Consider the following 13,682-nt stretch of genomic DNA (forward strand, 5'->3'; position numbering starts at 1 on the left):
GGCGCCGCACCCATGGCGTCCGGTGCGCCACGCCCCGCGTGGTCACGCCGGCCGCTCATCGCCCCCCGTCTCCTTCGGCCGCGTCCTCGGGCTGCTGGTGCTTGAGCAGGACGAGGTTGCGCAGCCGTGTCCAGCGGGGGTCGGCCGGGCTGCGGATCTCGAGGGAGAGACAGGCATGCAGTGCGTCCAGGAACTCGGCCGTGCTGGGGGCACGCATGCCGTCCTTGTCGGCTTGTTCCCGCGCGGCAAGGACCTCCCTGGCCACAGCGGCCGCCAAGGCCTCCTGGTCCCGGTCCCAGAATTCGTCGGTGAGATGTGCACGGGCGATCTCGACCAGCCGGTCCTTGCCGGGCGAAGGGAGCGAGGCGACGACACAGCGCCTCAGGAACGCCTGTGGCAGCTCTCGTTCCTCGTTGGTCGTGATCACCACAAGGTGGCGGGCGGGCGCCGGGCCCGGCTCGGTGCGCTGCTCCATGCGGACCACGGTGCCGGTCTCCGTCACCCTGAACTTCCCGGATCCCAGAGGCACCAGCAGGCCGTTGGGTACATCCGGGTCGGCCTTGTCGATCTCGTCGATCAGGACCACGGCTCCGTCCCGTGACCGGCTCTCGTTCAACTTCACGAACGGCTCCTCGCACGTGTCCTGGGGACCGCCGTTCCCGACGGCGACGTCATGCACCGCAAGGTCCGGGGGGGCGCCGCGCCGCAGTGCGGAGTCCCGGGCGTACGCCCACCACAGCGGTCCGGGCCGGACGTACCGGTGGTCGTTGAGCTCATCGCCTCCGTTCGCGCGTGCCTGAGCGTCGGCGAGGCGCCGTACCGTGTCGTAGGTCCACAGCAGATCGCTGGCCTGCGTGCGGTAGGTGACCACCTGCTCGTAGTAACGCCAGCCGAGTTCATGTGCCACATGCATCGCGAGTGAGGACTTGCCGCAGCCGGGTTTGCCACGCAGCAGCAGTGGGCGTCCGGTCGCGAGGGCGACCTCGACGGCGAGGTGCCCCTCGTCGGGCATCAGGTAGCACGTGCCGTCCCCACGGTCCGGGCCGCCCCATGTCCGTACGGATCCGTAGCCGGATTTCTCGGTCATCCCATTCCTCTGCGTGGCATTTGGTATTTCGTCTCGACTGCGTCGAACAGGTTCTTCACCCGGATGTGACCCAGCCTCTCCCCTTCATCACCCAGGACCGGGCTGGCGACGATGGCGTCCGACAACCCCCACTCCTCCCGCAGACGCTCGTCCGGCGCGGTTCCGTCAAGCACGGCGACCACGTGGAGCCATGGGAAATCACGCCTGATGTCCTGTATGACTGCTGCGAGCATGCGTCTTCGGGCCCCCCTGGCCACGGGTATGACCAAATAGAGGTCCTTGCCCGGCGGTTTGGCGCACTTCTCACCGGGCGAGGCGGCCGCCATATTCCACAGAGCGCCCTCCAACTCGCCCCTGAAAACGGCCGCAGCCTCTGTTTCATCACCTTCGAGCGCGATGGTGATTTCCTTGTCGTACCTGCTGGTCTCCTTGCACATCGCCCGGTCGATGTAGTGTTCGGCGGTCTCCTTGGCGTAGGCGTTGAGCAGGATCACGCGTCCCTCGTCGGTCCCCTCGGCCGGGATCAGGCCGCGGGCGGCAGTGGCGTCCACCCACGTCGGCGCCATCTGGTTGGCCAGATGGCCTCCCGCGGGCCCCAATGCGGCGTACAGGTGACCCACGGCAGCGGGAACTGTTTCACCCAGGCCGGCGTCGAGCAGGCGGCGGGCGAGCAGACGCTCGCCGTTGAAGCCCCCGGCCTGCTGCGCCTCAGCCTCCTCCAGCCCGAGCATCCGCGCCGCCTGCTCGAGAGCGCTCCGGTCCGGGCAACGGCGCAGCATCAGTGATACGCGCTCGATCCAGCGCCGCATCGGCTCGTCCTCGCCGGGCAGCCTCGGGAGCTTCGCGAATTCCCGGGCCACTCTCGTGGCGAGTTTCGAGGGTGTCGGTCTGACCTTGGTGTCGCACCTGATGACCTGTTTGATGTTGAGCACGTCCAGATGCGCGGATTCCAGATCCGATGACGAAACCCCGTCCAGCAGGACGACCACCAGGAAGATTCCCCGGACGTCGTGTTCCTGCCTCAGGATCTCGGCCTCGCGTCGCACCCACTTCGAACTGAGCGCGCGGCGGCCGATGATGAACACCGCCGCGTCGCAACTGGCCAGGTTCTTGCGTATCTGGGGTTCCCAGCCCTCCTGATTGCGCAGCGACTTCCTGTCGAGGAACACCTCGTACCCGGCAAACTCCAGGCATTGACGGACCGCGAGGCACACCTCCCAGTCGAAATGCTCCACCTGGGAACTGTGGCTGATGAAAACCCGCTGGGGCACCATGCGGCTGCCCTCCCCCTACTGGATCCCACGACGCGCCGTCGTATCGAAATTCATGCGCCTGCTCAGATCGGCCTGTTCAACCGCCCATCCACCCCCATGCCAGAACGAGAAGCAGGAGAACGACAAGGAGACCCATGGCGATGCAACCGAACTTCCAGCTTTCGTCCGGCGGCTCCGCGCGGTGCATGCCGTGCTGCGGCCCCTGCCGGTGACCGTGGGCGACAGGCCGGTACGGCTGCTCCTCACCGGTCTCTGCCCGCGGTGGCGTGGGCCCGTCCCGCAAGTGGTCGACCAGGTGGACCCAGACCTGGGGCGGCAGGTCAGGCAATTCACCGTCACGGGGGTGGAGAACACCCTCCAGCACATGGCGTTCCGCCGGTCCGTCCTTGACGCACAGCCGACGAAGCAGCCGTTCCAAGGCGTCCGCGAGGCCGGGGTGCCTGACATACGGCCGTACCGCCCAGTGGAACAGCCAGACAGCATCCTCCGACGCTGCCTGCAAAGCGTGCTCCTGCGCGTCTGCGTCAGGCTCGTCAGGAAGCGGATAGAGGTACAGGCCCTGGCGCAACACCTCACGGCACACCGTGTCCGCCTCCTGCAGGGAGTGCCACCGTGCTCTGTCCGCCAGCGCGTCGAGAAGGAGGTCGCGGGTCGGTCGTGCCACGTCCTGCGAACCCAGCCTGTCGAGCAGCACCTCGTCCGGTAGCCGGCTGAGCCGTCGCCGTATCTCCCGCCTGCCGGCCTCTCTCATGGTGGTGGCGGTCGTGGCTGCCTCAGCGTCGCGCAGGATCCCTTGCGCCTGATCCGCCGCCTCACGATGCCGGCGCCTCCTGGCAGGGGAGAGCAGCCTGCCCAGCCTCTGCAGCTTTCCGGCACGTCGTGGAACTGCCCGCAATGCCACGACCGGACGACGCACGGGCGGCACGGACCCCTGGCTCGCCGTCGACGGGTCCGTGTGCGGTGAGCGTGACGGCGTCGTCCGCGGCTTCTCAGGGGTGTGCGGCACTTCTCGTGAAAGGGGCGGGAAGAGCTGTCCGGACGGCCCCCCTCGTGGTTCGGCCACGCCCGGTGCGCCGGCCCCGGACAACGTTGGGCCGGGACGCAACTGGGGGTCCGCCGAAGGACCCCGGTCGGCGGGAGCAGGAGAGGCCGCGGGCTTGCGGGGCGCTTCCTCCACCGCAGGCTCCGGCGCACGGGGTGCCTGCCGTGGGGGGCTGGTGAGCGGCGGCGGGCTCCCCGGAAGCGGCGGCTGCTGGTACGAACGTTCCGCTGCCGGATCCGCGTCCGGGACGGTCGGGTCAGGGCCGGAGGGCCCTTGCCCGTGGGGGCCGGTCCATTCGTACGAGCGGCTCGTCTCCGGCAGGTCGGCCCACTCCACGCGGCGAACGTGCTCATCCGGAGAGCCGTGCACACTCTGACGGTCCTGCCCGGCTGTGTGAGCGTTCGCCCGCTCGTCCGTCCAGGTTCCAGAGGCGTGGGACGTCGGGGAGGGAACCATGACTGGTCCCTGTTCCGCCTGGTCGTGGTACATGTCGAACCCATGGCTGAGCAGTCGCCTGAGCTCGCTCAGCCGATCCCTCAGCGGCCGGTCGACCGCGTCCCGGCACATGTCCATGAGCCTGCCCAGCTCGTGCGGCCTGGAAGGGGACCGCAGAAAGCACCTCACCAGGTCTGCCGCCACCTCGTGTGCCTCGTCCTGCGGGTGGCCCTCGAAGGTGATCCGCTCCAAACTGATGTCCTGGGTGGCCGATTGGCGCCACTCCGGCACACAGACCACCCGAAGCGCGTTCGAATCAACGGTGTCGTAGGTCGCGAAGGTCCAGTGTTCACGGCCGATCCACTGCTCGAAGACACCGCACAGCCCCCACATCAGCAGCGGGGCAAGGGCCTTACCGGTCCCCAAGGCCTCCGGGATGCGCATCGACACCCGGTGGTTCGGGGTGCGCAAGAGCTGGGCCACCGCAACCGTGAGATGTGCCTCGACCGCCGGTACGTCCTGCGTGAACTGTCTCCACTGCTCTCGCGCGGCGCCGTACAGCGCCTGGCGCGGTACCCGATCCACCGGCCCGGAAAGCTCCTCGGCGGGATCCTGTCCCCATTGCCAGGAACTGAGGGCAAGACAGAAGCGGGGCGTCAGCGCCTCGGACGGTCCCAGCAGCGCATGGGAGAGCGTGCTCTGCCTGCCGGTGGCGTCCGGGGCGGGTCTGCGGTGGATCAGCACGACTTCGCCCCACTCCCTGAGGACCACCCGGACCAGGCTGGGCTCTTTCCCTCCCTCCACGCGCAGCAGTGGTGCCAGCGCGGCTCGCAGGGCTTCGGCGCGGTCCTTGCCGCACGAGTACGCCACGGCCGTGATGCCCGTTTCGTGCCGGTCGCGGTTGCCCTCCCAGCGGAAGACGAGCTGGTCGAGCATGTCCTCTTGGTTCTCGTCGCTCACGTCGCGTCACATCCCCACGGTCGAGGGCCTGTGGTCCGGGTTGCTGCTCAGCAGCCCGCACATCGCAAGGATGGACACCAGCGGTCCCAGCACCCGCCGTGAGCGCACCCCGTGCGGGAACAGACCGTTCTGGGGCTGGCCCCCGGTCGCGGAGGCGAAGTGCAGGGTGCAGCGCAGTGCGCTCTCGAACGGCCGGAGCCAGGCCGGGGCGGCGTGCCGCCGCAGGAAGGCGTACACGTCGCGGCTCTCATCGCGGAGCCGTCGCGGATCGGCCGGGACCGAGGACGGTTCGCTCAGCCAGCGGTCCACCGGTGGTTCGAAGCGCAGCAGGTCCGCCTTGCCGACCACGAGCGCCGTGGCCACATCGAGGTAGGGACCCTGACGCGGCAGCCGGTCGAGCACTGTCTCGAAGGCCGGATCGCTCCGGCTGACTTCCAGGCCGTACTGCGTTCGCGCGTCGTCCAGTTGCGGCAGCCCGAAGGCCAGCACCGGATCGACCACGAACACCAGCGCGTCCACACCGAGCAGGAAGCGCAGCAGCGCATCGGTACGCACCAGGTCCTCACCGCCCAGATCGAAGAACGCGACCGGGCGCACCTGCCCGTCCACCCCGGTCAGCAGCAGTGCCTCGACGAATTCGGCGAAGGGTGTCTGCCCGGTGGCCTCGAGCTGCTCGCCCGAGCGGAGGAGGGCCACCCGTTCCCTGATGAAGACGGAGTGGTCGGCCGGGTTGACCGACTGCCATTTCACCCCGTAGGGCTCCAGACCGCCGTCCGTCACCTCGGCGATCATCTGGGTGAGCAGGTGGCTCTTGCCCGTTCCCGAGGTCCCGACCATGGCCACGGTCAGCGGGCGGCCGTGGGTCAGGTAGGGCACCGGGATGTAGTGCGGCTTGATGTCCTCGGTGTTGCCGCAGAGCTGGAAGGAGCTGCGCATGACATCGGCGCGCCGCAGCGGATTGGTGAGCTTGGACATGTCCAGCTTCTCGTACTGGAGCTTCTCGTTGCGTGTGTGGAGGACCCGCTCGTCGTAGGTGACGATCTCCAGGCAGTAGGGGCAGATCACCTGTCCCGGTTCGAGCTGCGATGCGGTGCTGTTCATCGGCGTCCCCTTCCGCCACGGTCACCCGTGCCACCGTTGAACCACGTGCGCCTTCGGCCGACCGGATCCGTGCCGTCCGAAGTCCGGAGCGGCTCGGTGGGGTGCGGATCGCCGTGCGGTTGCGAGCCGTCCCGGTCCAGCCCGGCCGCCGCGCGCTTGCGCGCCAGCGCGGTGTCGAACTCCCTGCGGTGCGGCTCCAACGGGTCGGGGCGTGCCGCCACCATGGCGTGCGGGTCGGAGTCCGGCATCAGCAGCCCGAGCAGCTGCCCCGGTGTGGGGCGGTCCTCCGCCTTGGGGGCGAAGGCACCGCCCAGGGTCTGTACCAGCGACCGGTGGACGTCCAGGTCCGCCGGCGGGCCCTCCGGACTGCCCTGACGCCCCGCCACGAGCTGGTACATGAGCTGGGCGGCGCTCCACAGGGCGTCTCTGGCCTCGACTTCGCCGACTCCGGCGCGCTGCTCGGGGGAGGCATAGGGCGCCGTCCCCCAGGGGACGCGCGGAATGCCGGTACGTGCCACCGCCCCGAGGTCCCACAGCTGGGTCCGCTCGCCGTCCCACCGGACGGCGGCGGGCACGATCCCGCGGTGGACCAGGCCAAGGCTCTCCAACAGCCGGATGGCGAGCACCAGATCGCGCTCGAGGATCCGCTGGTCGGTGGTGGAGATGCCGTGGGCGAGGGAGGTCGCCGGCTCACCGCGCGGGGCGGCGTAGATCAGGAAGGGTTCCGCCGCGTCCATGTCGTAGCCCACCGGAACCGGGAAGAGACCCTGGAAGGGGGTGCCGGAGAAGGCCCGGTGGACCGCCAGTGCGACGCCCACCTCGGTCTCCAGGATCTGGTACTCGTGCGGATCGGCCGCGTCAGCCGCGCACAGTCGCACCTGGAGCCCCTGCCAGGCGTCGCCGAGCAGCACCTCGCGCGCCACGTGGGGAGGACGTACCACCCGCTGAAGATCGGGGCCGAAACGGACGGGAACGTGGTGCCGTTTGCCCCGGGGAGTGGTGAAGGAAAGGTCCGGCGGTCTGTCGGTGCCGGGCTTGGGACTCGGCTCCGTGATGCTGCCCGCGCCCGTCTTCGGTTCACTCACCACGGGTTCTCCTCACCATCGGGCAGTTCCCGCGGCTTCGTCCAGTCGTCGGCGCCCTGGAGGTGCCAGTCCGCACCCGTGGACACGCGTTCCTCGCCATCGGCCCACTCCCGCAGCCGTACGCTCTCCACCACGCCTGCCCGCAGGGGGACGAGCCGGAGCAGCCCGGCGTAGCGCCCGGACGAGGTCCAGACGGCGCGGCTGCGGACGACCGGGGCCGTCCCGGAAGGGGTGTCCGCGGCCGGAGGCGGCGATCCCGGATCCAGCCCGTGCCGGGCCTCGACCCCGTTCCACACCGCCTCCGGTGCGAACCTGATCCACTCCACGGCGGACGGGTCACGGCTCAGCAGCGGCGCCTGGTCGGGGGAGACGAGCTGGATGACCCTGCGCAGGTCCGGGTTGGGGTCGGTGGCCTCGGCGACGCGCTGCGCTCCTATGCCCAGCAGTCCTTCCGAGGTGCCGCGCCGCTGCTGGAACCGGGCGAACGGTGGCGCCGAGACCACGCCGTTGCGCAGCAGGTGACGGTGCGCCGCGTCGAGCTGCTCGCGCACTTCCTGCTCGATACGGGTCAGTGCGGCGCCTCCCGCACGGCCGCGTTCAACGGCTCCCCAGTAAGGATCCAGGGCAGTCACCAAGGCGTCGACGAGGTCGCCGACCAGAGTGTCGACCAGCTCCGGTCCACCTTCACCGGCCTCCCTGTCCAGCCACGCGGGACCGTCGCCCGACGGACGGACGGCCGTCGCGCGGACGCCCACCGCGGCGGGCGCCCCGTCCCCCGGTCCTTGCCCCCGTTCGGGAGACCCGGGCATCCGCTCGTACGTGTCGGGCGCGGGCATCCAGTCCGGCAGCTCCGTGCCGGCCGACGCCTCCCTCGCGGCGTGGGACGCGGGCTCCTGGGCCGGCTGTTCGCCCCAGCCACCGTCGTCCGCCTGCCCGGATCCGCGGCCGTGTGCCGCCCCGGCGTCGAGCGCCTCGGCGGTGGCGGCGGCGCCGCGCAGCGCCCCGGCGACCATGCGTGCCGCGTTCGCGCAGTACATCCGTTCGTCGGCAGCCCACCACTGCCGCAGGACCGCCTCCTCCAGCAGGGCGTCAAGGCCGTCCAGGGCTCGCTGCGCGTCCGCACCCCCGGTCCGCTCCCACCAGTGATCGACAGCCTGGCCCCAGCGCAGCACGACCAGTACAACGGCAAGACCCAGTCCGAGCAGCAGCCCGGTGAGGCCCGCCCACGGGGGGACCTTCCACCATGTCGCCGACCAGGCACCCGCAGCGCCCCCGAGCAGTGCCGCCGCCGCCTGCGGCAGGGCACCGGTGGACGCCGAGCCGGGCGTCGCGCCGCCGGTGCCCCGGTTCGGGCGGCGTACGCCCGCGAGCAGGCTGCCGCCGACGAGCACCAGCAGGACGGCAAGAGCCGCGAGGGTGACCGGCCAGGTCCACAACGCGGCCAGGGCGGTGGCGACGACGGCACCGGTGAGCTGTCCCGGTGACGCGGCGGACACGGTGAACCGCTGTGCCGCCGACACCCGCTCCAGCAGCTCCGCCGGGCACCGGCGGTCCACCTCCGGAAGGAGTGCGGCCCCGGGGACGGGCGCCACCTGCTCGGAGAGTGCAGCGAACCGTTCCGCGACGCTGCGCAGCGCGAGCCTCTCGTCCAGCATCCGCTCGGCGAGTCTGCGCAGCCCCTCTCCGGTCCCTTCCCTCGCACCGGCGTGCGGCGGCACCTGAATACCCAGTTCCGCCAGCCGGAGTGTGGACTCGGCAGTGGCGGTGCCCGCCGCAGGACCGCCGTCGTGCAGTGCCTTCAGCACCAGATCCCGGTAGCGGGCAAGGCCGTGCGCCGCATCGTCGAGCGCGTGGGCCGCGGCGCGCCCTCCTGACCCTGTGACCAGGCCGCCGAGCCGCCGGAACCGGTCCACGCCCTCCCACGCATCGTGCAGCGCGTCGGCGCAGTTCAGGTGGGCACGGTCCGCCGCACCTCCCGGAAGACGGGGTCCGGGAACACGCCCGGCAGGCCGCCCGGCCGCCATCTCGTCCATGGGTTTGGGCAGTTCGACGGGGATGCCCTCGCCTCCCTCCCGCGCGCCGCTCACGCCGGCCTCCGACCGGTCGCCCGCGAACCGGCTCAGTGCCTGGCGCCATGCCCGTGCCCTGGCGGCCTCCGACAGATCGTGCTCCAGCACCCGCACGCCGGGCACCGCCACGGCGTCGGGGAACTGCGCGAGCGTTTCCAGGGCGTCGTCGAACAGCGCACGCAGCAGATCCACCAGGATCGCCAGGGCATCCGGGTCGTCGGCCGAGACGGGATCGCCCGCCGTCCGGGCCGCCCGCAGGTCTCCGGCCCACAGCAGCCCGGCGTCCGGACCCCGCAGAGCGGCCGGCCGCTGCATCCGGCGGCCGTACCCGGCCTCGGGGTTCTCCTCCGGCAGGCTGCCGGGTGCCGCCCCGTCGCCCGGGGAGTCCCCGCCCGGGGCGTCGGGCAGGTCACCGACGACGAGGCAGAGCACGCGCACACGCTGCCCGACGGTGCGGTAGCCGAGGATCTGCTCGTACAGGCTGTGATGGGACGTCAGTCCATGCGGCGTGTCGACCACGAGGAACCGGTAGAAGTCCTCCGGCTCGGGCAGCCCCTCGTGCCGCAGTTGTTCCTGGACCAAGGCCCGCAGGGCCCCGGGCGCGGCCAGAGCGTGCGCGCCGGACCGCAGGTCCAGCACGATCACCGGCTTCGCGGCATCCTTTGCCGGGCTCACTCGGGCTCACGCTCCCAGGGGTTACGGGTCGTGCGGTCCTCGTCGGCTCCGCCGGAGGCCTGCGGCCCGTCGCCGTCCGTGCCCCCGGACCCGGCGGTCCACGGAAGGTCGTGGTCCTCACCCGGCCAGCCGTCCTGTGTGTCATCGGCGTCGGCCCGGTAGGGCGGATAGACGGGAGACGGCGGCTCGGGGGACGAGGCGCCGCCAAGTGCCTGCGGGCTCGGCTCCGGCGTCGGACGGCCGTACGGGTTCGCCGGCGGTGGAGGCGGGTCGTCCCTCCCGCCGTCCTCCCACGGGTAGTCGTCCTGTGCGGGACGGCCGGAACGTGACCCCCCGGCCGTCCCGCCGGCGAACGGATCGGCGGCCGGTGTGCGCTTGCCGGGGTCCTCCGGCGTCCAGTGGGGCCCGTCACCGTCCTCCGGTGCGGGCCGGTCCCGGTCGGGCGCCGCATGATGAGGGGAACGGCCGGCGCGGTGGGCCGGGTCGGACGGGGCGGGCGGCTCAGGCCGGTCGGATCGTCCGGGACGGGCGGGCCCTTGCCCGGGTCCGTCGGAGTGATCCGGGGCGGGTCCGGGGCCGCCTTCCCTGTCGGGCTGCGCAGAGTGCAGCGGACGCGTTCCCCAGTCGTCCTCCTCCTCGCGTCGTTGCGCCCGCTGGGCGCCCGGAGGCGGCTCGGCGGCCGAGTGCGCTCCCCCGCCGTCGGGCTGCTGCCCCATCGCCGCCTCCAGGGTCCGCAGCGTCGGCTGGAACGCCCCCTTGTCCGTGAACTCGATGTCCAGAGCGCCCTGGAGGGTCTCGGACCAGAACTGGCGCAGCGGCCTGATCCACTGGGTGCTCCGCGGACCGTACAGGCGCTCCCGCTCCTCGAGGATCTTGAGCTGGTGCGGCGCCACCTTGTGGACGAGTTGTACGTACAGAGGGTCCGGCTCACTGCCCGACAGCCCGAGGCTCTTCGGCTGCACCCTCATCAGCACGCCGCAGTAGTCCTCCACGATGCTGCCCTCGTCGAGCAGCGCCCATCGCTCGTAGGAGCGCAGCAGTCCGGCCCATCCGGAAATCTCGTCCCGGTACTCGTCCAGCCGCAGGGTCATCCCGGGCACATGGGGGCCCTCTTCCTCGTACAGGCGGATACGCACCCGCCGGGGCGAGTCGGCGTCGCCCTCGACGATGTCCGCCTGGCCGTTCCAGATTGCGCAGAGCAGGCGGTGGAGGATGTGCTGGCGGTCCTGCTCGGTGCTGGCCAGCCAGTCGTCGCGGTAGCCGAGTCGCTGCCGCCAGCTCAGCACGTCCTCGACCTGCTCGGCCTGGCTCGCCCTGGCCCACTGCCGGAGCACGTTACGAGCCTCCGGCACCTCGGTCAGGCTCATCTCGCTGCGGAAGAGCACCACCGTGATGGAGTCGGTCTCCACCCCCCGGAACTCGATGGACCGCTTTCCGTCCCTCGGCAGCAGCAGTGACTTGCGCAGGTACTCCTCGACCGCGTCCTTGGCCTGGATGCGCGGGTAGACGATCAGGATCTTCAGCGGGCCGCGGCCCTCCGGTACGAATCCGTGCGGGAGCAGCCCGGCAATCTTGAACCGGAACTGCTCGATCGCGCTCTTGCCGGTCTCCTCGGCGGCGTCCCCCACCCCGGCCGCGGCGGCCAGCAGCATCGCCATCGACGGCAGAAGCGGGCGCTCGTCCGCCTGCACCCCGCTCTCCGCGAAGAGCGTCTTGATCCGCTGCTCCACCGTGGACTTCACCACCGCGACGGCGGCCCCCGGGTTACGCCGTCCCGAGCTGTGCGCGGCCTGCCAGCGGTCGCCGTCGATCAGCTTGAGGAGCAGCGCGGCCTCGTCGTCGTTGTCACGCAGGTTGACCCGCTTGATGAGGCGTTCCATCAGGTCGTCGTAGAACTCGTGCAGGTTGTTCTGCGGGGGCAGGAGGTACGACACGCCCGTGCGGTCGTCGTAGAGTTCCTGCACCTGCTCCGCGAACGCCCTCGGCTCTTCCTCGACATGCTTGCGGAACGCCTCGACCAGCAGGGTCACCTCGTGGTTGGCCGCCACCACGGCCGGGCGCCAGCGCTGCTCCTGCTCCCGCCAGGCTTCGTGCCAGATGACCCGGCTGCGCCACTTGTACCAGCGGTCCTGGGCCTCGATCGCGGCGACCACGTCGTCGTCGCCCCATCGTGCCTTGGAGAGTCCGCCGATCCTCCCCTTGACCCGGGGGACGGCCGGGGGCTGCACCTCGACTCCGGCGGGCCGCCCGGGTTCGCGGCTGCGGTTCTCCAGCATGCCGAGGAAGCCGAGCACGGTGACGGGGTCCGGGTCGCCGGGGACGCCCTTGATGATGCGCTCCACCTGGAACAGGTCCGTGGAGCGCAGGAGCCGCTCCACCGCCGCACGGGGGGCGAACTGTTCGGCGAGCGCCGGGGCACGGCGGGAGACCCGGCGTCGCAGGTCCTCCAGGAGTGCCTGCATGTCGCTGACCCGGTCGCGCAGCGCCTGCTGGATATCGGCGCCGCCACGCGGAAGCGGGTCGGGGTCGGGTACGGGCAGGGCCTCGCGCGCCCACAGCTCGTCGAGCCCTGCGTCGGCGAACATCCGGCGGACGGTGCCGGTGTACGTGTGGCTCGACTGCCTGCCCGGGTCGGTCAGACGGCGTACCGACATGGCGAGCATGCGCGAGGAGACCAGCTCGGCCAGCTCGTCCAACGGCGCGGTCATGGAGGCGACCAGGCTGGTGGAGACGCCCTGGTGGCCGATACCGGAAGCGGCCCTTGCGGCGCGGTGCAGGCCACGGTTGATGAAGCTGGCGGCGAACGTCTGGTAGTCGTCGTCGGCGCGGCCGCGGGGACCTGTGCCGTCGCCCAGCTCCGTACCGATCAGCGACATCACGAGCGAGACGATGGAGCGGCGCAGGTCGTCGGGGCGGATGCCGGCGGTGCGACTGAACAGGAACGCGGTCGGCACCATGCCGGTGCTCAGGCGGATGGGGTGCACGCCCGGGTAGCGGATGTGCAGCGCCGACTCCTGGGCCGTGTCGCCGAGGTCGGACTCGGCGGTGGGCACGTTCTGTTCGTCCACGAGCCGGAAGAGGTCCACCACCGCTCTGGCCGCGTTGAGTTCCGCCTCCCGGCCTCCCCCGGCGGAAGGGGAGAAGGCGGAGGGCATGACGACCAGGGGGTAGATCCTGGCACCGGCGAAGTTCTTGGCCTTGAAGGCCTCGCCGATCAGGTGCAGGTAGTCGAGAAAGATCCCGGCTCCGGTGCCTCCTGCCACCGAGAAGGCCACGAACACGTCACAGCCGGACATGGGACCGCCGCCGAGCTGGCTGAGTTCTCCCCCGGAGCGGCTGATGGCGTCGATGGCCTGCAGCAGCGGCCCCATCACCGGCGCCAGGCCGTGCCGCAGCGTGCCGAAGAGGCCGGCGCGGCCGACGGTGGGCAGTTGCCCGGCACCGTTGCGCAGCGGGGTGACCTTCGGCTCGCCCTCGCGCGGTGGGAGCCAGCCCGCTGCCTCGCTCCGCATCACCGCGCGCAGCATCCTGGTGACCTCTGGGGAACTGTCGAAGTCGGGGAGGAGGTCATGAGTGGCACGTGAGGTTCGGCTGTAGGCGGCCCGCAACGAGTTGTCGGCGCTCAGATGCGGGAGCCTGGCGAGCTCCGACTCGCTGAAGTCCGCGTAGACGAACTGGAGGCACTCCGGAAGCTGGTAGCGCAGCTGGATGCCCAGCCTGTTGAGCGCCGTGCCGTCGGGCCCGCACAGATCGGCGCGCAGTCGGCGCTCGAGCTCGGAGCCGACGAGCCCGCCGGTGCCGCCCAGGCCGACGAAGAGCATCGGCTGGAAGATCTTCATGGGTTTCGCCCTTCACCGGGGCCCGTCGGGCTTCCCGGTCACGGATGGTCAGGTACGTATGCGGAGGATCGCGACACGCTGGACCCGGCCCCGGAGGAAGCCGGCGGGGCTCGGG

The 13,682-nt window shown here is 71.1% G+C and carries 7 protein-coding genes; all 7 read right to left on the minus strand.

What is annotated here, in order from left to right:
- Positions 1-55: 55 nt before the first annotated feature.
- Complete coding sequence (locus tag OHS70_RS02310; RefSeq protein WP_328393074.1) at positions 56-1,087, minus strand: AAA family ATPase; 1,032 nt, start codon at positions 1,085-1,087, stop codon at positions 56-58.
- Entirely contained in the window at positions 1,084-2,361 is a 1,278-nt protein-coding gene (locus tag OHS70_RS02315; protein WP_328393076.1) for a toll/interleukin-1 receptor domain-containing protein, read from the minus strand. Before OHS70_RS02315 ends, OHS70_RS02310 begins: the two co-directional genes overlap by 4 nt.
- Positions 2,362-2,437: 76 nt before the next feature.
- On the minus strand, positions 2,438-4,798 hold the full coding sequence (locus OHS70_RS02320; protein WP_328393078.1) for a hypothetical protein: 2,361 nt from the start codon (positions 4,796-4,798) through the stop codon (positions 2,438-2,440).
- 6 nt (positions 4,799-4,804) lie between these two features.
- Entirely contained in the window at positions 4,805-5,899 is a 1,095-nt protein-coding gene (locus tag OHS70_RS02325; RefSeq protein WP_328393080.1) for a hypothetical protein, read from the minus strand.
- The gene (locus OHS70_RS02330) at positions 5,896-6,984 is read right to left on the minus strand and encodes a hypothetical protein (protein WP_328393082.1); all 1,089 of its coding nucleotides are present in this window, start codon (positions 6,982-6,984) and stop codon (positions 5,896-5,898) included. Before OHS70_RS02330 ends, OHS70_RS02325 begins: the two co-directional genes overlap by 4 nt.
- The gene (locus tag OHS70_RS02335; protein ID WP_328393084.1) at positions 6,981-9,728 is read right to left on the minus strand and encodes a hypothetical protein; all 2,748 of its coding nucleotides are present in this window, start codon (positions 9,726-9,728) and stop codon (positions 6,981-6,983) included. The genes OHS70_RS02330 and OHS70_RS02335 overlap by 4 nt, the downstream gene beginning before the upstream one ends.
- Entirely contained in the window at positions 9,725-13,567 is a 3,843-nt protein-coding gene (locus OHS70_RS02340; RefSeq protein WP_328393085.1) for a tubulin-like doman-containing protein, read from the minus strand. The genes OHS70_RS02335 and OHS70_RS02340 overlap by 4 nt, the downstream gene beginning before the upstream one ends.
- Positions 13,568-13,682: the final 115 nt, after the last annotated feature.

Source organism: Streptomyces sp. NBC_00390 (assembly GCF_036057275.1).
GTDB lineage: Bacteria > Actinomycetota > Actinomycetes > Streptomycetales > Streptomycetaceae > Streptomyces.

Coding starts and splice junctions, on each gene's coding strand:
- OHS70_RS02310 (WP_328393074.1), bottom strand. CDS start 1,087: ATGACCGAGAAATCCGGCTACGGATCCGTACGGACATGGGGCGGCCCG.
- OHS70_RS02315 (WP_328393076.1), bottom strand. CDS start 2,361: ATGGTGCCCCAGCGGGTTTTCATCAGCCACAGTTCCCAGGTGGAGCAT.
- OHS70_RS02325 (WP_328393080.1), bottom strand. CDS start 5,899: ATGAACAGCACCGCATCGCAGCTCGAACCGGGACAGGTGATCTGCCCC.
- OHS70_RS02340 (WP_328393085.1), bottom strand. CDS start 13,567: ATGAAGATCTTCCAGCCGATGCTCTTCGTCGGCCTGGGCGGCACCGGC.